Consider the following 18,433-nt stretch of genomic DNA (forward strand, 5'->3'; position numbering starts at 1 on the left):
AGGAATTTGGTGGAGAAACGAGGGACGCCATCGCCTCTTGACATTCCATCGGAAAAGGCTAGGGGGGGAGAAAATGAATAAACGAAAATGGCCGCTGCGTCAGCAAGGAGCATTTTTAGTACGGCTTGGAGACTTGCTTGAAAAAGGGTATTCATTATCTCAAGCCATTGAATTTCTAGAAATTCAGCAGCCTCTTTCCCGCCGCAGCGACTTACAGCATTGTCTTTCCCATCTTCGTTCTGGACTGCCTTTTTATCAATCGCTTGCCCCGCTTCATTTTCATCGGGAAGCAATCGGCTATTTGTTTTTTGCCGAACAACATGGCGATTTGTCACATGGAATCGCGGAAGCAGGGAAAATGCTGTTGCACAAGGCTGAATATTTACAAAGGTTTCGGAAAACCAGCAGCTATCCGCTATTTTTGCTTTTCTTTATGGTATTGATGTTAGCGATCGTGCAACATGTGCTCCTTCCTCAATTTTTTCAGTTTTCCGCATCGTTATCTTCTTCTTCCATTACCTCTATTTTTATTCAAGTTGTTTCGATCATTCCCAATATGTTTGGCGTTTTAGGTGTTTTCGCTATTGCTTGTTTTCTTTTATACATTAGCTGGTTTCAAAAACTCGAAATACCTACACAGATCAACATAATAATGAAAATCCCTTTTATTCGTTCCTTTGCGAAGCTATATTTTACGCATATGTTCGCAATGCAATTAGGCCATTTATTACAAGGTGGTTTATCTATTTATGAATCGCTGCAAATATTTGAGCGGCAAGAGAAACTCCCTTTTTTACGTGAGGAAGGAAAAAGAATGAAACAACAGCTTGTCAAAGGAATATCGTTAGATGCCATTGTCGCGTCACGTGAGTACTACGAACAAGAGTTGGCGCTTGTCGTTCGTCACGGGCAATCAAACGGAGAATTGGCAAAAGAATTAAGCCATTATAGCGAAATTGTTTTTCAAACAATGGAAGATCGTATAGAAACATCGATGAAACTCGTTCAACCGATCTTGCTTTCCTTTGTGGGCATTCTCGTTATTTGCATGTATTTAGCGATTTTGCTTCCGATGTTTTCGATGATGAACAATTTATAGGAGGGAAAATGCCAATGAATGAAAAAGGGTTTACGTTAATCGAAATGTTAATTGTATTAATGGTTATTTCTATTTTATTGCTTATTGTCATTCCAAATATAACGAAACACAATGGAATGATTAATAACAAAGGATGTGAAGCGTTTGTGAACACCGTCCAAGCCCAAGTGAAGGCATATGAAATGGAACATAAACAAATTCCGACAATACAGCAGCTTATTGATGGAAAGTATATTAAGTCAGACCATTGTCCAAACGGACATAAAATTCAAATTAATAGCAACGGGGAAGTAAGTGAAAGTGGCGCGTAATGATGGCTTCACCTTTATTGAAATGCTTCTTGTTTTAACCGCCATCACGGTATTGATGGCGGTGTCTTTCCCTTCTTTAAACAGCGTTGCGAAACAGAAAACAGAAATGTATATCATTACACAGCTCCGCAATGATTTGTTGTATGCACAACAATATGCAATGACCCATAAAACATCGGTAGCGGTTACGTTTTCGGAAAATCACCCAGAGTATCGTATCACGGAAATAACATCAGAGAAAACGATTTTAAAACGATCGATCTCTAGCGAATGGAAATTTCAGCTGACTACATTGACGATGCCGCTCATTTTTTTAGAAAACGGAAATATCAATAAAGCGGGATCGCTATTGTTAAAAAGAAAAGATAGAACATATAAAATCGTATTTTTGCTAGGAAAAGGGAGGTTTTATGTGCAAAAACTGTAATGGCTTTACCTTAGTGGAAGCGGTTTTTGCTTTGGCGTTATTGCTCGCTATTACAACAGTATTGTTGCCTTTGTTTGCACAAATAATGATGGAGCGTCAAAATATTGCTCTAAAAGCAAAGGCGCAACAAATATTGGATGCGGCATTATACGAAGAAAATATCCACAAAGAAATGACGGTAGTAGATGGACGAACAACATTTGTGATTCATTCGGATTACGAAGAAAACGATATGTGGAAAGTATGCGTACGTTGGACTGACTACGCAAACCGCAGCGCAGAAAGGTGTGGATATGTAAAACGATGATCGGTTCGAAAAATGGGTTTACTTTTTTAGAAATGCTGATCGTCTTGTTGATCGTTTTACTGATTACATCATTGTTGCCGCTTCTTTTAGATGCGCGTTTATTCACATATGAAAATGTTAATGGATTTCATCGTATCGAGTGGGAAATTTTTGTACAGCAGCTCAAAAGGGAGTTAAATGAATCGAAACAATGGAAAAGCAATGGTACGACGCTATATTTAGAAAAATTTACAGGGGATCAAGTCAGTTTTGACCTATACCGCTCATCGATTCGCAGACAAGTAAACGGCACAGGCAATGAAACGGCGCTGCAATTTGTCGAAAATGTCACATATACATTGACCAATCACGGAATTTTTCTTCATGTAAGAGCGACGGACGGAAAAACATATGAAGCGTTTATTTCTCGACTTTTTTAGCAAGGTGGCGTTTGTGATGCGAAATCAAAGCGGTATGATTTTTCCAATTACAGTCGTGGTTTCTTTTTTCTTTCTGTTAGCATTTTCTCATGTGCTCGAATTGTATCAGGTGGAAATGGAATCAATCGCGTACGAGCAACAATCGTATGAAGTCGATTCGATTATGCAAATGGCGGTTTTTGATGTCAAAAAACAGATTGCATCTTTTCCCGATTTACAAGGGAATGAGGGGGTTTTTGTTTACCCGATTGGCAAAGCAAATTATAAGTGGGAAAAAATTGATGAAACGAAAGTAAAAGCTTTGATTTTTGCCCGTTCCGATGGAGGAATTCGCTATAGCGCTACGTTTATCGTTTTATTTCCATCCCTTGATATTATCGAATGGACGGAGAATAATTCGTGATAAACGGTTTGTGATTCATTATTATCCGTTACTTCATTTTGATGAATTGAAAAATTACTCTTCCTTATTATCGAGAAGAAGATATAAGCGTCAGTACAACCAATCGAACGGTGGAGCAAAATGGCCGAAAAGATTGCAAATGTGATTAAAGTAGAAAAAGAATGGAAAAGCTAATGGAAAAGGGGGTGGCATGTATGTCGACAAACGATTACGTAAAGTTTGTCACCCAACAGCTTGTAACCTATATGGATTTGCCGAAAGAAGAGCGCAAGAAAAAGCGGATGCAGCGCAAACAGGAGAAGCCGCCGCTATTATACCGTTGGTTTGGAATGATTCCTATCTCTCTTCGTCTCTTATTTCGGCGCCATTCGTAAAGGAGCGTTCCCATGACTGAAACGCTCCTTTTTCAATAGCAGTTAGCGAAAACAGAACGATTAGGAACGGGGATGCAAGTAAAATAGTCCTCCGTTAATGACGGAAACGATAATTCTTGGTTTATACTGCTCTTCAAGCGCTTCTTTTTCAATATAATAACATTCTGGTTTTTCTTCCATCCCTTCATAAAAATGATCAAGAAGCGCCAAATCTTCTGCCCATCTTTCTTTCGCTTTTTCCGCCCATGTGTGATCATCTTGAAAGATGTGTCTACGAATGTATTGTTCTAAACGTCCAATACCGCTTTTTGGTTTGATGAGCGGGGAAATCGTAAAACAATAATCAGGTATTTTCGGGGTAAGCTTCAGTTTCTGTAATCGGTCATGAAATTGCTCGATAATTGTTCCGCTGATTAAGTGCAATCCGAGTGACAAAATTTGATCTTTCGTTCTGTCACACTGGTAAGAAATTTTCACGTTTAATCCAAGCCAAGGATGAAGTGGAATGTGTGATTGCTGGTAAGTATCTACTTCCTCATACAAGCGAATGAAGCCGCCGCGTTTTTGCGCGGAGCGGAAAATTTGATGCAATCTAGGTGAACCAAAATGCAGCCGTTCTCCTTCTAGTGAGTTTGTTTTCTCCGTTTGTTTTGTAATAAGCGTTAGTTGCATCGGCGCAGGCGTGCCGCCGGTTCGCTCAATATAATGCCAATAAAACGGGCGATTCATTAACTCTTTATCCATTTCAATCGACAATTGCACTTTTATATATTCGTCATCTGCTTCGAGAATGTCGCATTCATTGGCGCGAAAATATCGTTCTAAAAATTGGTGGATCTCATGTTGCTGCATATTGTTCCCCTCCTTTAGTGAGCTGGTCTGCTAGCTCAATCATTGCGGTAATATTCTCCATTTTAATTTTCATTTCTCCTTCGCTTCGAGAGTTCAGGAGTGCGTCTTGCAAATAATGTTCCAAATTCGCGAAGTTCATTTTTGCCAAAATGTCATCCAATTGGCCAACTACCCGTTCAAATAGACGAATTTTTTCATATAACAGCGTTAAAATATGTTCTTCCACTGTATTTTTTACAGCGAAATTGTAAATGTACACATCGCTTGTTTGACCGAGCCGGTGAACGCGTCCAATTCGCTGTTCGAGCCGCATCGGATTCCAAGGCAGGTCATAGTTGATGACATGGCGGCAAAATTGTAAGTTAATTCCTTCTCCGCCCGCTTCTGTTGCGATAAAAACTTGCGCATGATTTTTAAATAACTCTTTCATCCAATCTTTTTTTCCACGTTTAAATCCGCCGCGGAACGGGACGGAAGAGATGCCATGCTGCTTTAAAAACCATTGCAAATACAGCTGGGTCGACCGGTATTCGGTAAAAATAATGACTTTGTCATTAATGGATTGAATAAGCTGCAACGCTTTTTCTGCCTTCGAATTGGTTGTAACGGCATTTATTTTTTCCATTAGTTTGTGGAAAGAATCTGGAACCTCTCCTTCGTACTTGTCCATCATGTTTTTTACGGTGAGAAATAGCGCTTCGCGGCTGCTGCACGCTTCCCGCAACATGGTGATAAGTGAAAATTGATTGCCGAATAACAGTGATCCATCATATTTTAACGCTTGTACCGCCTCATACAATTCTCGTTCCTCTTTCGTAAACTCAATAAGCACGGTTTTTACGTGGCGTTTGGACCATTCGATGCCAGTGTCAACGCGGCGGTTGCGAATCATGACTTTATTAATAAGTGCTTTTAAATGTTCATTTGTTTGTAAAGAGCGCGTTTTTCCGTACGTTTTTGCAAAATATTCTGCGTTTCCTAAATGACCGGGCTTTAGTAGGGAAACGAGGTTAAAAATTTCTTCAATCCGGTTTTGAATCGGCGTCGCTGTTAGGAGCAAGCAAAACTTCTTTTTTAAATTTTGAACAAACTCATAGTTTTTTGTTTTATTGTTTTTCAGCTTGTGCGCTTCATCAATGATGACCATGTCGTATTGCTGTTTGTAAATAATTTCCCGATGCGGGCTTTTTTTTGCCGTGTCGATCGAGGATACGACGACATCGCATTGTTCCCACACATAGCTTTTTTTCTGTTGCACGGCAGGAATAAAAAACTTTTCGTTTAGCTCCTTTACCCATTGCGATACAAGAGAGGCAGGGACAAGAATCAGCACTTTTTTTACCAATCCGCGGATCATATATTCTTTTAAAATAAGGCCTGCTTCAATGGTTTTTCCAAGACCGACTTCATCGGCAAGAATCGCTTTTCCATTCATGTTTTCGACGACTTGCCTTGCAACTTCAAGCTGATGAGGAAGCGGAGTCAAGTGTGGCAAATGTTTTGGCGCTTGCAGACCGTCAAACTCAGGTACGCTTAAATGCGCAGCAGCCTCGAGCGCTAATTGATACATTTCCCAGCTCGCCCAAGGCCCGTCCTTTTCGATTCGTTCGATAAATTCTTCCTTCCACGTTTCATCCATCTCGATGTCCATCATTGCATCCAACTCCTTTATTTTCACGAACATTTTATTTATAATTTTTATTAATATACGTATATTATTTGTTTTTTGTTGTTTAATAACATTAAAAAGTTCGGTTATTTTTTTATTTTTTTATTGCTCTTTTCCATTTTTTAATGGTAGTATAATAGTAAAGTTAGAAAGTTAAAATTTATTTTGCGATTTTTTACTAATAGTGTGCCCATTTTCTTGAAAATTATATATGGACGCGGATGAGAACAAGGGGAGAGACTACGTAATGTAGCGCCGAAGGAGCAAGCGGAAACGCGAATCTCTCAGGCAAAAAGACTCTTGTTTGACGCAGCTCTGGAGAGTGTTCACGACCTTGTGAACCACCAAAGAGGAAACCTATTTTACAATAGGGAAACTTTCAGGTGCCAGGACAGAGCCTCCACTCATCATGGTAGGGAGGAGTCTGTCCTTTTTGCGTTTATGTAAAAAATTAGGAGGGGAAGAAATGCTAAAACGCACGCCGTTATTTGCTGTTTACGAGCGTTATGGTGCCAAAACAATCGATTTTGGCGGATGGGAGCTTCCTGTTCAATTTTCCAGCATTAAAGAAGAACATGAAGCAGTGCGTACACGTGCTGGCTTATTCGATGTATCACATATGGGAGAGTTTGTCGTTAAAGGGGACGACAGCCTTGCGTTTTTGCAAAAATGATGACGAACGATGTATCGAAATTGACAGACGGCCGTGTGCAATATTCGCTTATGTGTTATGAAGATGGCGGAACGGTGGATGACTTATTAATTTATAAAAAAGCGGATGGCCATTATCTCCTTGTTGTCAATGCCGCCAATATTGAGAAAGATTTTGAGTGGCTGCATGACCACTTATTTGGCGATGTGGAACTTGTAAACATTTCTCAGGAAATTGCTCAACTTGCTTTGCAAGGGCCGCTTGCAGAACAAGTGTTACAAAAATTAACGAATACCGATTTATCGGCAATCAAATTTTTCTCGTTTCAAGATGATATAAATATTAACGGCGTAAAAGCGCTTGTTTCCCGTACCGGTTACACTGGGGAAGATGGTTTTGAAATTTATTGCCGAAAAGAAGATGCAGTGACGCTCTGGGAATCCATTTTAGAAGCAGGGAAAGAAGAAGGAGTGCTTCCATGCGGACTCGGTGCGCGCGATACGCTTCGTTTTGAAGCGACGCTGCCGCTTTACGGACAAGAGCTATCGAAAGACATTACCCCGATTGAAGCCGGTCTTGGATTTGCGGTGAAAACGAACAAAGATGCCGATTTTATCGGAAAAGATGTATTGAAAAACAAAAAGAAGAAGGAACAGCGCGAAAACTGGTCGGGATCGAAATGATTGACAAAGGCATTCCGCGCCATGGCTATAAAGTGTTTGCCAATGGAGAAGAAATCGGATTTGTCACGACTGGAACGCAATCACCGACATTGAAGAAAAATATCGGCCTAGCGCTTATAAAAACAGAATTTACCGAGATGGATACGGAAGTAGAAGTCGAAATCCGCGGTAAACGTCTGAAAGCGAAAGTAATCGCAACTCCGTTTTATAAGCGGGCAAAGTAAAGAAAAAAAAGGGGAGAATGGACGTGCTTCATCGTTATTTGCCGATGACAGAAGAAGATAAGCGGGAAATGTTGAAAGTAATTGGCGTTGATTCGATTGATGATTTGTTTGCAGATATTCCGGAAAGCGTACGCTTTCGCGGCGAGTTAAACATTAAAAAGGCGAAATCGGAGCCGGAACTGTTCAAAGAACTGTCCGCGCTTGCAGAGAAAAACGCGGATACGAAAAAATATACGTCCTTTTTAGGTGCAGGAGTGTATGATCATTATATTCCTGTGATTGTGGATCATGTTATTTCACGTTCTGAATTTTACACAGCATATACTCCATATCAGCCGGAAATCTCGCAAGGCGAACTGCAAGCGATTTTCGAGTTTCAAACGATGATTTGTGAATTGACAGGAATGGATGTAGCGAACTCTTCCATGTACGATGGAGGCACAGCGCTAGCGGAAGCAATGCTATTAAGTGCTGCGCATACGAAAAAGAAAAAAGTATTGCTATCGAAAACGGTTCATCCGGAATACCGCGATGTGGTGAAAACATACGCAAAAGGACAGCGGCTTTGTGTCGTAGAAATTCCGTTTCAAAATGGCGTAACCGACTTAGAGGCATTAAAGATGGAAATGGATGAGGAAGTTGCTTGTGTTATTGTTCAATATCCAAACTTTTTCGGACAAATTGAACCGCTAAAAGACATCGAACCGATCGCCCATAGCGGAAAAAGCATGTTCGTTGTTGCGAGCAATCCACTTGCTCTTGGCATCCTTACTCCGCCAGGACAGTTTGGCGCAGATATCGTTGTCGGCGATGCCCAGCCATTTGGCATTCCAATGCAATTTGGCGGACCACATTGCGGCTATTTTGCCGTCAAATCAGCACTAATACGCAAAATTCCTGGACGCCTTGTCGGACAGACGAGCGATGAAGAAGGACGACGAGGCTTTGTGTTGACATTGCAGGCGCGCGAGCAACACATTCGCCGCGATAAAGCGACGTCCAATATTTGCTCGAACCAAGCGCTAAACGCGCTCGCTGCTTCTGTTGCGATGACGGCGCTTGGCAAAAAAGGTGTGAAAGAAATGGCGGCGATGAATATACAAAAAGCGCAGTATGCGAAAAATGAATTCGTCAAACATGGGTTTGATGTGCCGTTTACCGGGCCGTTTTTCAATGAATTTGTTATCCGGCTTCGCAAGCCGGTGGCGGAAGTGAACAAACGCCTTCTTGAAAAAGGAATCATCGGCGGTTATGATGTCGGCCGCGATTATCCGGAATTGCAAAATCATATGTTAATTGCGGTAACCGAATTGCGAACAAAAAAAGAAATCGACACGTTCGTGAAAGAATTGGGGGATTGTCATGCATAAAGATCAGCCGCTTATTTTTGAATTAAGCAAACCTGGGCGCATTGGCTATAGTTTGCCGGAGTTAGATGTTCCGGCTGTCCATATCGAAGATGTCGTACCGGCCGATTATATTCGTACGGAGGAGCCGGAGCTTCCAGAAGTGTCGGAACTCGATATTATGCGCCATTACACCGCATTGTCCAAACGGAATCATGGCGTCGATTCCGGCTTTTATCCGCTCGGTTCTTGTACGATGAAATACAATCCGAAAATCAATGAAAATGTCGCACGTCTCGCTGGATTTGCTCATATTCATCCGCTTCAGCCTGAGGAAACGGTGCAAGGTGCGTTAGAATTAATGTATGACCTGCAGGAGCATTTAAAAGAAATCACCGGGATGGACGCCGTTACGCTACAGCCGGCGGCGGGAGCGCACGGCGAATGGACAGGGCTGATGATGATTCGTGCGTATCACGAGGCAAACGGCGACTTTCACCGGACGAAAGTGATTATTCCTGACTCCGCTCACGGAACGAATCCAGCTTCCGCAACGGTAGCCGGTTTTGAAACCGTTACTGTCAAGTCGACAGAAGACGGGTTAGTGGACTTAGAAGATTTAAAACGCGTCGTTGGCCCGGATACAGCGGCATTGATGCTTACAAATCCAAATACGCTCGGCTTGTTTGAGAAAAATATTTTAGAAATGGCCGAGATTGTGCATGAAGCTGGCGGAAAGCTGTACTATGACGGCGCTAATTTAAATGCTGTATTAAGCAAGGCAAGACCGGGAGATATGGGTTTTGATGTCGTGCATCTCAACTTGCATAAAACATTTACTGGTCCGCACGGTGGAGGCGGTCCAGGCTCCGGTCCAGTCGGGGTGAAAGCGGACCTTATCCCGTTTTTACCAAAGCCGGTCGTTTCAAAAGGGGAAAATGGCTATTATTTGGACTATGACAGACCGCAAGCGATTGGACGCGTAAAACCTTTCTACGGCAATTTCGGCATTAACGTCCGCGCTTACACGTATATTCGCTCCATGGGTCCAGACGGTTTAAAAGCGGTGACGGAATATGCCGTGTTAAATGCCAACTATATGATGCGCCGTCTCGCGGAATATTACGAGTTGCCGTACGACCGCCATTGCAAGCATGAATTTGTCTTGTCGGGCAAACGGCAAAAGAAACTCGGTGTCCGCACGCTCGATATTGCTAAGCGTTTGCTGGATTTCGGCTTCCATCCGCCGACAGTATATTTCCCGCTTATTGTCGAGGAATGTATGATGATCGAGCCGACGGAAACCGAATCGAAAGAAACGTTAGACGCGTTTATCGATGCGATGATTCAAATCGCTAAAGAAGCGGAAAGAAATCCAGAAATCGTGCAAGAAGCACCGCATACGACCGTTGTCAAACGCCTCGACGAAACGACAGCTGCGCGCAAGCCAATCTTGCGCTACCAAAAACAATAAAACGAATAAAACAAGCGATTCATTCCGCTGGGAATGGATCGCTTGTTTTTGTATATTAATTGTAGACAGAAAAATAAGAAAATAATGAAGGAAGTGAAAAGATGCTCATCGGTTACATACAGGAAATCATGCGCTATCCTGTCAAATCGTTTCAAGAAGAACGTGCACAAAAAACGAGAGTGATGGACTGATGAAGTGTATCTTTTAGTTAATGAAAAGTAATGCCCATACCACAAACACATAGTTCCTTTCTCTGCAAAGAAGATGAATTCATCTGTTTTTTATTGACATAAAAACTATGTTAGTTTAGTATATAAACTAATGTTATTAAACAGAAGCAATAAGTCGTTTTTGTATTGTACATCAAAGATGGAATATAGGAGACTGAGGAACAGCGATTAGTAGTGGGTGAAATCAGTTTTGGCCGCAGGGATCGTGGGAAAAAGTAAGCGATGAAGAATTGCTGCGTGCGTTTGCATATGTCATGGCTCACGAGATAAACTTTTTTCATACAGCCGCTGGCGATGGATATTGATCAGAGACTCATCCGCCTATTCGCGCGGCATACTAAAAAAGGTTGCAGAAGGAATGACCGTATATGGTGCGAACAGGAAATATAGGACTCGTCAAAAAAATCAATAAACAGATCGTATTAAAGCTGATTCGCGAAAAAAATAATATTTCGCGGGCGGAGATCGCCAAAATCACCGGATTAAACAAGGCTACGGTATCAGCGTTAGTCGATGAATTAATTTCCGAACATTTTGTCAGCGAAAGCGGAATTGGCGTTTCCACCGGTGGCCGCCGGCCGCTCATGCTCCGCTTTAACGAAGCGGCTGGCTCACTAATCGGCATAGAGTTGGGGGTCAACTACATTTATGCCGTGTTAACGGACTTAAACGCCGAGATCATTTGGGAGAAGATGTGCCATTTTCGTGCCAATGAAAAGCAGGAAACAATCATCGAAAAAATGATCGCGATGATTCACGAAGCCATTCGCCAGGCGCCGACTACTCCGTATGGAATAATGGGCATCGGCATTGGCGTGCCAGGGATTGTGGATGCGGAAGAAGGGCTTGTTGTATTTGCGCCGAACCTTCATTGGGATCATGTTTCCCTTTCTTCCATTCTTCAAAAACAATGGCCAAATTATCCGATTATTATTGAAAACGAAGCAAAGTTGGCGGCGCTCGGTGAAAAATGGTTTGGCGCCGGCAAAGAGTTTGCGAATTTTGTATATGTCAGCGCCGGGATCGGGATCGGCGCCGGAGTCATCATTCACAACCAGCTATACCGCGGGATTGATGGCATTGCCGGCGAAATCGGCCATCATGTCATTGACGTTCACGGCTTTCGTTGCAGCTGCGGCAATAACGGATGTTGGGAGATGTACGCGTCAGAAAAGTATATTCAGCGTCGGCTCGAGCAGGAACATTATCATTCCATGTTAGAAGGCTTTTCCGTAGAGAAAGTACGCGCATTAGCTGAAAGCGGCGACAAGCAAATGGCGCAAATATTGGCGGAGGTCGGCCATTACCTGGGGATTGGCATTTTACATATCATTTATGCGTATAACCCGGAAGCCGTTATTGTCGGCAGTACGATTGGCAAGGCGGGCAAATGGGTGCTGGAGCCGGCACGGGAAGAAGTCGAAAAAAGGATATTAGTGAAAAATGGGAACGGTCCGTTCATTATTCCATCACAGTTATTGGAAAAAAGCTGTGCGATCGGCGCCGTGGCTTCTGTACTAGAAAAAGTAGTGATGCCTTCGGAGTTAGAAGTCATTTCCTAGCAGTCTAAACTGGGTGCCCTAAACGTTTTTTGGGCACCTTATTGCATAATAAATCCTTCACTTTGGCAAAAAGTAAAGCGGAGCCTACTGTTTTCTTTATAATTGACGATGAGAAAAAAGGATAGATGAAAGCGTTTCGCGGCTTCCATCTATCCTTTCTAGCTGCCTTAAGCCTTTTTCTTGATTTTCCCCGTCCATGTTTTAAAACCGCCTTTTAAATGGTACAAATCGCGGTATCCTTTACGGTACAGCATTTGCGCGGCGCGGCCGCTGCGCAGCCCGTTTTGGCAATATAAATAAATTGGCTGATCCTTTCGCAACTCTTTCATGCGCATGCGCAGTTGGGTCAAAGGAATATTGCGCGCTCCTAAAATATGTCCAGCCGCAAACTCATCCGGTTCGCGGACGTCAATTAATTGCGCTTTGCGATAACCGGCGCGGAATTCTTCTTCTGTTAATGCTTTTACTATTTTTCGCTGCATGAGATAGGTGACAACAGAATAGATGATGATTGCGCCGAGAATAATAAGCAATATTTCCACAAGTAGCGCCCCCTTTCCGTTCATTTGCCAACTTCTATTATATAAGCGTTGCTTTTGATAAGCAAAATATTTTCGAAGAGTATAACAGCGTTTTTTCTTTCCATGATTCGGATTGTTTGTTAAACTAGTAGACGCACGCAAACTTTAAAATTAAAAGAAGGGTTGAAAGATGGCAAAAGAAATTTGGCGCTTTATCGACTCCGGATACTGTTCTCCTTCGTTTAATATGGCGCTAGATGAGGCGCTTTTAGACTGGCATAGCGAAGGCAAAATTCCGCCGACGATTCGCTTTTATGGTTGGAATCCGCCGACGTTATCGATCGGGTATTTTCAAAAAGTGGAAAAAGAAATTGATTTAGAAGCGGTAAAACGCCATGGTCTCGGGTTTGTGAGACGGCCGACAGGAGGACGAGGCGTTCTTCATGATAAAGAGCTGACGTATAGTGTGATTGTTTCCGAAGAACATCCGGATATGCCAAAAACGGTGACCGAGGCGTATCGGGTGATTTCGCAAGGAATTTTAGAAGGATTTCGTTTTCTCGGCTTAAATGCCTATTTTGCCATGCCAAAAACGGAAGAGGAGAAAGCGGATTTAAGAAGCCCAAGATCTGCCGTCTGTTTTGATGCGCCGTCATGGTATGAGCTTGTCGTCGAAGGCCGCAAAATTGCCGGCAGTGCGCAGACGCGGCAAAAAGGGGTTATTTTGCAGCACGGCTCGATTTTGCTTGACTTGGATGAAGATTTGCTTTTCAGCTTGTTTAAATATCCAAACGAACGGGTAAAAGAGCGCCTGCAACGCAATTTTAAAAACAAGGCGGTGGCGATTAACGAATTGACCGACCGCAAGATTACGATCGAAGAAGCGAAAGAAGCGTTTTATAAAGGATTTGAAAAAGGGCTTGATATCGTGCTGGAACCATATACGTTATCGTCGGAAGAACTAGAATATGTTCATGAGCTAGCACGAACGAAATATGAAAGCGATGAATGGAATTTCAAACGCTGATTGGCAACATGGAAAATCATTCATTTATCGGCAAAAAAGGCGTAATTTTTTCGTTTCTCTCCTTTTTTCGCCGTTTTCTATTATTTTTTTTATTTGACAAAATGAAAAACAGTTGACCAAAACACAATATATAGTATGTTTTTTGTTAAAAAACATACTATATATTGTTTTTTTATGGTTAATATGGTAAGGTAGAAAAGACAGAACACGCAGGCAGAAAAGTAATAAAAAAATAGAAAGAAGAGGAGAGATTGGAGAATGACGGTCGCGTCTTCGGAAAAAATGAAAATTAATATCGAAAAGTTGAATGAGGATATTCGTCTTTTTCCGCAAGTGCATCCAATTACGGAGGATATGAAAATTACGCATAAAGGCGTTTCTCGTTTAGTGATGTTGGATCGCTACTCATTTAAAGATACAGAAAAATTGACGCTGGGAGTCGGCGATTTTGTCGTATTGACGATTAAAGAAGATCCGAAATTCCCGGCTCGCGGCTTGGGCTTTATCGTCGATATTGATTGGGAAGCAAAAAAAGCGAAAGTGCTCGTTGAGGAAGAATATCGACACGTACTCGAAGGAGAAGAAGCAGAGACGGGAACCGTCGTCCGCTCGCTTGATGTGATCGACAAACCGCTCGAAATCTTTTACGAACAAATCGCGAAACGAAATGCAACAGGCTTGGCAGCGGTGGAAAAAACGGAGGAAAAACGGAAAGAGTGGTTTGAAAAGTTTTATCAAGAGCTTGTCAGCTTGAACTTTGTTCCAGCGGGCCGCGTATTGTACGGCGCAGGATCCGGGAAAGATGTGACGTATTTCAACTGCTATGTCATGCCGTTTATAAAAGATTCTCGTGAAGGGATTTCCGAGCATCGCAAACAAGTAATGGAAATTATGAGCCGCGGCGGCGGCGTCGGCACGAATGGCTCGACATTGCGTCCGCGCAACACGTTAGCGCGCGGGGTGAACGGAAAATCGTCCGGATCGGTCTCCTGGCTTGACGATATTGCGAAATTAACCCACCTTGTCGAACAAGGTGGCTCCCGTTAAAAAGCGCCATGGCGGGAGTAAAATCTCGTGAATTGCTGGAACCCCCTAAAGCCAACTTGACCACAACGTGGCCGGCAACGGCGAGCGTGATGGTTTGAAAACAAGTTGGATGTAACAATGGGCAACCAGCAGCCAAGCATCTCTGGAAACGGAGATGAAGGTTCAACGACTATTGAAACTTCCTACAGCTCCCAATATAATTAAATTAAAATTATAATATTAATCAAGGTGGTTGTTATATTGGGGGCCATGGAAGGAGTAAATCGTAACGCTCGGCAACGACGTTACGAGGCACGAGACAAAGAAGAGATGATGACACATTCTCTTCTTTGATGATATAGTCTGACCTCCGTTCGAAAGACGGAGAGCTAGGCAGAAATGACCTAGCCCGCTCCATCATATGGAGTGAGTAACAAATAGCGTGGCGCGCAAATGATTATGCTGGCAGACTGGCATCCGGAAATTATCGAGTTCATCGTCTCAAAAATGCAAAATCCGCGCATTTTGCGCTACTTAATTGAAAATATGGAAGACGAAGGAATTAAAAAAGCGGCGCAAGATAAACTGAAATTCACGCCGCTTACCGAACGGGAACGAGCAATGTACCAAGCAATCGTCAACTACAAAAACGTTCCGGGCTACGGCGGCTTCAGTGAAGAAATTATTAAAGAAGCAGAAGAAAAATTACGTACAGGCGGCACATACACGGTACATAATCCGGACTTTTTAACAGGAGCAAACATTTCCGTCTGCCTGACAAAAGAGTTTATGGAAGCCGTCGAAAAAGATGAAGAGTACGAACTGCGCTTCCCGGATGTAGAAACTTACTCAGAAGAAGAAATGCGAATTTACAACGAAAAATGGCACGAAGTCGGCGATGTACGCGAATGGGAGAAAATGGGATACCGCGTGCGCGTGTACCGCAAAATTCGCGCCCGCGAGCTTTGGAAGCTGATTAATATTTGCGCGACGTATTCCGCGGAACCAGGCATTTTCTTCATCGATAACGCCAACGAAATGACGAACGCCCGAGCGTACGGTCAAAAAGTGGTTGCGACAAACCCGTGTGGGGAACAACCTCTCGCACCATATTCCGTCTGCAACCTAGCAGCCATTAACCTGGCGAATATGGTCGATAAAGAAAAGAAAGTCGTCGACTATGAAAAATTAAAACGCACCGTCGAAATCGGCGTGAGAATGCAAGATAACGTTATTGACGCAACGCCGTATTTCCTAGAAGAAAACAAAAAACAAGCGCTCGGGGAGCGCCGCATCGGTCTTGGCGTTATGGGACTAGCTGATTTGCTTATTTACTGCGAAAAAGAGTACGGTTCCGAGGAAGGAAACAAACTTGTCGATGAATTGTTTAAGACGATTGCGACGACCGCTTATCGCGCATCAATTGAACTAGCGAAAGAAAAAGGCAGCTTCCCATTCCTTGTTGGGGAAACGGAAGAAGAAACGCAAAAACTGCGGGAAGCGTTTATTAATACCGGCTATATGAAACGAATGCCGGAAGATATTCGCCAAGATATTTTGAAATACGGCATTCGCAATTCGCATTTGCTTACGGTCGCTCCGACTGGATCCACTGGAACGATGGTTGGGGTTTCTACAGGGCTTGAACCATATTTTTCCTTCTCTTACTACCGCAGCGGCCGCCTAGGCAAGTTTATTGAGGTGAAGGCCGATATCGTTCAAGAATATTTGGACAAACATCCGGAAGCGGATCCGAACAACTTGCCGCATTGGTTTGTCACGGCGATGGATTTATCGCCGGAAGCGCATGCGGATGTGCAATGCATCATTCAGCGCTGGGTCGACTCCAGCCTTTCAAAAACGGTAAACGCGCCAAAAGGATATACCGTTGAGCAAGTGCAAAAAGTATATGAACGCTTATGGCGCGGCGGCGCAAAAGGCGGTACGGTCTATGTGGACGGAAGCCGCGATGCGCAAGTATTGACACTGAAAGCGGAAGAAAATACGCCCGAAGAGCAGCTCGAACTGCTCCCGGAAGAGGAAGAGGACAAAGAAACAAAACGCGCCGTTGTTCTCGTTGATACGATTCAAGATTTGCGCGCAACTGATGTAACGATCGGGTCCGAAGTCGGCAACATTTGCCCGGTTTGCCGTGAAGGTACGGTCGAAGAAATCGGCGGCTGCAACACATGCACAAGCTGCGGCGCGCAGCTAAAATGCGGGCTGTAAGCAAGGCAAATCAATAAAACGGAAAAGCTGGCTTAGTCAACTGACTGAGCCAGCTTTTTTCATTCATAAGAGCAGAAAAACGAAAATATAGTAGCATGAGGTGTAATTATTGACTGGGGGAGGAAGACGATGCTGATCCATATTGTGCAGAGAGGGGAAAACTTATGGGCGATTGCTCAACGCTACGGGGTGATGCTGGATCAAATCATTGCGGCTAATGGTCTCAAAGATCCCAATCGTCTCGCGGTCGGGCAGGCGCTCGTCATTCCGGTTCCATATCGCTATCATACCGTTCGTCCGGGAGAAACATTATGGGCTATCGCTAGGCGATACGGCGTTTCAATGGATGCGATTGTTCGGGCCAACCGAATCAGCAACCCTTCCGTTCTTTACCCAGGAACGGTTCTTCTTATTCCGCCAAGAACACACACGGTGCAGCGGGGAGAAACGTTGGCACAAATCGCCGCGCGGTATGGGATGACCGTGCAAGACATCCTGCAAGTCAATCGGATTGCCGATCCAAACGTAATTTTCCCCGGCATGGTATTAACGATTCCTCATTCTAAGCCGGTCATTGAAGTGAATGCATTTACGATTGATCCGGGGGAAAAAGGGGCGCAGCAAGTCAGGGAAGTAGGCCGCCATTTAACGTACGTATCTCCGTTTGCGTATACAATCAGAGCAGATGGCGGGCTCAATCCGTTCAATGATGCAGCCATCATTCAGGCTATAGCGGCAGAAAGGGTCGTTCCAATGATGGCGATCACCAATTTTACGTATAAAGATCCGGGATCCAGATTGGCGCAAACGATCCTTTCCAATACACAATTGCAAAACCGGCTGCTTGATAATGTTGTCCGTACGATGCGGGAAAAAGGATATCGCGGGTTGAACATTGATTTTGAAAACGTCTATCCGTCTGACCGGGAGCGGTATAATCAGTTTTTGCAACGCGCTGTGGAGCGCCTTCATCAGGAAGGCTATTTTGTATCCACTTCTCTTGCTCCAAAAACAAGCGGGGAGCAAAAAGGACTGTTATATGAGGCGCATGATTACCCAGCCCATGGGAGAATTGCCGATTTTGTCGTGCTGATGACGTATGAATGGGGATACCGGCTTGGCCCGCCGCAGGCGATTTCCCCGGTTCATCAAATTAGAAGGGTGCTCAATTACGCGGTCAGCGTAATACCAAGAAATAAAATTTTTATGGGGTTTCAAGTTTACGCGCGCGACTGGGTTCTTCCGCACGTACAAGGGCAAGAGGCGGAAACGTTCAGCCCGCAGGAAGCAGTAGAACGCGCCATTCGTTATGGAGCAACGATTCAATACGATCCAATCGCCGCATCGCCGTTTTACCGCTATGTCGACAACCAGGGGCGGACGCATGAAGTCTGGTTTGAGGATGCCCGCAGTGCCCAGGCAAAATTTGAGTTGGTGAAAGAATATCAGCTAAGAGGCATTAGCTATTGGGTGCTTGGTTATTCTTATCCGGAAAATTGGGTGCTGTTAGAGGACAATTTTCAAATTCGCAAGCGATGATAAATGGCCTTTTCCAACGAAGGTGCGTGTAAGCGGGTCACTCCGACAGCACGCGCTTT

Annotated in this window: 15 protein-coding genes, 3 pseudogenes and 1 riboswitch; of the genes and pseudogenes, 15 read left to right on the forward strand and 3 right to left on the reverse strand. The window is 43.7% G+C overall.

Annotation, left to right across the window (positions count from 1 at the left end; genetic code table 11):
- The first annotated feature begins 73 nt into the window (after positions 1 to 73).
- From comGB to NXM86_RS04940, 7 genes are all read left to right on the forward strand, one after another.
- Positions 74 to 1,099, forward strand: coding sequence for a competence type IV pilus assembly protein ComGB (gene comGB, locus NXM86_RS04910; RefSeq protein WP_015864483.1), 1,026 nt, complete (start codon positions 74 to 76; stop codon positions 1,097 to 1,099).
- Positions 1,100 to 1,113: 14 nt separating this feature from the next.
- Positions 1,114 to 1,410: a competence type IV pilus major pilin ComGC gene (gene comGC / locus NXM86_RS04915; RefSeq protein ID WP_015864482.1), complete on the forward strand. Its 297-nt coding sequence runs from the start codon at positions 1,114 to 1,116 to the stop codon at positions 1,408 to 1,410.
- Positions 1,394 to 1,837 carry a competence type IV pilus minor pilin ComGD gene (comGD, locus tag NXM86_RS04920; RefSeq protein WP_015864481.1) on the forward strand — a complete coding sequence of 148 codons (444 nt, stop codon included), beginning with the start codon at positions 1,394 to 1,396 and terminating at the stop codon, positions 1,835 to 1,837. Before comGC ends, comGD begins: the two co-directional genes overlap by 17 nt.
- Positions 1,821 to 2,144: a competence type IV pilus minor pilin ComGE gene (gene comGE, locus NXM86_RS04925; RefSeq protein ID WP_062678736.1), complete on the forward strand. Its 324-nt coding sequence runs from the start codon at positions 1,821 to 1,823 to the stop codon at positions 2,142 to 2,144. The genes comGD and comGE overlap by 17 nt, the downstream gene beginning before the upstream one ends.
- Positions 2,141 to 2,563 (forward strand): competence type IV pilus minor pilin ComGF, encoded by a 423-nt coding sequence (comGF, locus tag NXM86_RS04930; protein ID WP_081188125.1) that lies wholly within the window; start codon positions 2,141 to 2,143, stop codon positions 2,561 to 2,563. Before comGE ends, comGF begins: the two co-directional genes overlap by 4 nt.
- 16 nt (positions 2,564 to 2,579) lie before the next feature.
- Complete coding sequence (gene comGG / locus NXM86_RS04935; RefSeq protein ID WP_062678735.1) at positions 2,580 to 2,966, forward strand: competence type IV pilus minor pilin ComGG; 387 nt, start codon at positions 2,580 to 2,582, stop codon at positions 2,964 to 2,966.
- A 194-nt stretch (positions 2,967 to 3,160) separates the two neighbouring features.
- Positions 3,161 to 3,340, forward strand: coding sequence for a YqzE family protein (locus NXM86_RS04940; protein WP_015864477.1), 180 nt, complete (start codon positions 3,161 to 3,163; stop codon positions 3,338 to 3,340).
- Between the two features lie 60 nt (positions 3,341 to 3,400).
- On the opposite strand, the gene NXM86_RS04945 is transcribed toward NXM86_RS04940, so the two are convergent.
- A complete protein-coding gene (locus NXM86_RS04945; protein WP_015864476.1) occupies positions 3,401 to 4,192 on the reverse strand; it encodes a YqhG family protein in 792 nt (263 codons plus the stop codon).
- Positions 4,179 to 5,846, reverse strand: coding sequence for a DEAD/DEAH box helicase (locus tag NXM86_RS04950; protein WP_081188127.1), 1,668 nt, complete (start codon positions 5,844 to 5,846; stop codon positions 4,179 to 4,181). The genes NXM86_RS04945 and NXM86_RS04950 overlap by 14 nt, the downstream gene beginning before the upstream one ends.
- 236 nt (positions 5,847 to 6,082) lie before the next feature.
- A riboswitch (glycine riboswitch) is annotated at positions 6,083 to 6,171 on the forward strand.
- 156 nt (positions 6,172 to 6,327) lie between these two features.
- On the opposite strand from NXM86_RS04950, the pseudogene gcvT reads away from it, so the two are divergent.
- The 4 genes and pseudogenes from gcvT to NXM86_RS04970 all read left to right on the forward strand — a co-directional run bounded on the left by gcvT (position 6,328) and on the right by NXM86_RS04970 (position 12,032).
- Positions 6,328 to 7,420: pseudogene (gcvT, locus tag NXM86_RS04955) on the forward strand (glycine cleavage system aminomethyltransferase GcvT).
- A gap of 23 nt (positions 7,421 to 7,443) precedes the next feature.
- Positions 7,444 to 8,790, forward strand: a complete 1,347-nt coding sequence (gene gcvPA, locus NXM86_RS04960) for an aminomethyl-transferring glycine dehydrogenase subunit GcvPA (protein ID WP_062678733.1) — start codon at positions 7,444 to 7,446, stop codon at positions 8,788 to 8,790.
- Positions 8,783 to 10,240, forward strand: a complete 1,458-nt coding sequence (gene gcvPB, locus NXM86_RS04965; protein WP_498958692.1) for an aminomethyl-transferring glycine dehydrogenase subunit GcvPB — start codon at positions 8,783 to 8,785, stop codon at positions 10,238 to 10,240. The genes gcvPA and gcvPB overlap by 8 nt, the downstream gene beginning before the upstream one ends.
- Before the next feature lie 598 nt (positions 10,241 to 10,838).
- Positions 10,839 to 12,032: an ROK family transcriptional regulator gene (locus tag NXM86_RS04970; RefSeq protein WP_062752894.1), complete on the forward strand. Its 1,194-nt coding sequence runs from the start codon at positions 10,839 to 10,841 to the stop codon at positions 12,030 to 12,032.
- A gap of 167 nt (positions 12,033 to 12,199) precedes the next feature.
- Here the strand turns inward: NXM86_RS04970 and NXM86_RS04975 are convergent, their stop codons facing one another.
- Complete coding sequence (locus NXM86_RS04975; RefSeq protein WP_015864470.1) at positions 12,200 to 12,574, reverse strand: rhodanese-like domain-containing protein; 375 nt, start codon at positions 12,572 to 12,574, stop codon at positions 12,200 to 12,202.
- Positions 12,575 to 12,743: 169 nt separating this feature from the next.
- On the opposite strand from NXM86_RS04975, the gene NXM86_RS04980 reads away from it, so the two are divergent.
- The 4 genes and pseudogenes from NXM86_RS04980 to NXM86_RS04995 all read left to right on the forward strand — a co-directional run bounded on the left by NXM86_RS04980 (position 12,744) and on the right by NXM86_RS04995 (position 18,374).
- Positions 12,744 to 13,580 carry a lipoate--protein ligase family protein gene (locus tag NXM86_RS04980; protein WP_498958694.1) on the forward strand — a complete coding sequence of 279 codons (837 nt, stop codon included), beginning with the start codon at positions 12,744 to 12,746 and terminating at the stop codon, positions 13,578 to 13,580.
- Positions 13,581 to 13,838: 258 nt separating this feature from the next.
- Positions 13,839 to 14,624: pseudogene (locus tag NXM86_RS04985) on the forward strand (ribonucleotide reductase N-terminal alpha domain-containing protein); the annotation flags it as partial.
- Between the two features lie 423 nt (positions 14,625 to 15,047).
- Positions 15,048 to 16,835: pseudogene (locus NXM86_RS04990) on the forward strand (vitamin B12-dependent ribonucleotide reductase); the annotation flags it as partial.
- Positions 16,836 to 16,964: 129 nt separating this feature from the next.
- Positions 16,965 to 18,374 carry a glycoside hydrolase family 18 protein gene (locus NXM86_RS04995; RefSeq protein WP_089097909.1) on the forward strand — a complete coding sequence of 470 codons (1,410 nt, stop codon included), beginning with the start codon at positions 16,965 to 16,967 and terminating at the stop codon, positions 18,372 to 18,374.
- Positions 18,375 to 18,433: the final 59 nt, after the last annotated feature.

This window comes from Geobacillus sp. CX412 (assembly GCF_027942335.1).
GTDB classification, from domain to species: Bacteria; Bacillota; Bacilli; order Bacillales; family Anoxybacillaceae; genus Parageobacillus_B; species Parageobacillus_B toebii.

Coding starts and splice junctions, on each gene's coding strand:
- NXM86_RS04950 (WP_081188127.1), bottom strand. CDS start 5,846: ATGATGGACATCGAGATGGATGAAACGTGGAAGGAAGAATTTATCGAA.
- comGC (WP_015864482.1), top strand. CDS start 1,114: ATGAATGAAAAAGGGTTTACGTTAATCGAAATGTTAATTGTATTAATG.
- NXM86_RS04945 (WP_015864476.1), bottom strand. CDS start 4,192: ATGCAGCAACATGAGATCCACCAATTTTTAGAACGATATTTTCGCGCC.
- NXM86_RS04940 (WP_015864477.1), top strand. CDS start 3,161: ATGTCGACAAACGATTACGTAAAGTTTGTCACCCAACAGCTTGTAACC.
- gcvPB (WP_498958692.1), top strand. CDS start 8,783: ATGCATAAAGATCAGCCGCTTATTTTTGAATTAAGCAAACCTGGGCGC.
- comGG (WP_062678735.1), top strand. CDS start 2,580: ATGCGAAATCAAAGCGGTATGATTTTTCCAATTACAGTCGTGGTTTCT.
- comGE (WP_062678736.1), top strand. CDS start 1,821: ATGTGCAAAAACTGTAATGGCTTTACCTTAGTGGAAGCGGTTTTTGCT.
- comGB (WP_015864483.1), top strand. CDS start 74: ATGAATAAACGAAAATGGCCGCTGCGTCAGCAAGGAGCATTTTTAGTA.
- comGF (WP_081188125.1), top strand. CDS start 2,141: ATGATCGGTTCGAAAAATGGGTTTACTTTTTTAGAAATGCTGATCGTC.
- NXM86_RS04995 (WP_089097909.1), top strand. CDS start 16,965: ATGCTGATCCATATTGTGCAGAGAGGGGAAAACTTATGGGCGATTGCT.
- NXM86_RS04980 (WP_498958694.1), top strand. CDS start 12,744: ATGGCAAAAGAAATTTGGCGCTTTATCGACTCCGGATACTGTTCTCCT.
- NXM86_RS04970 (WP_062752894.1), top strand. CDS start 10,839: ATGGTGCGAACAGGAAATATAGGACTCGTCAAAAAAATCAATAAACAG.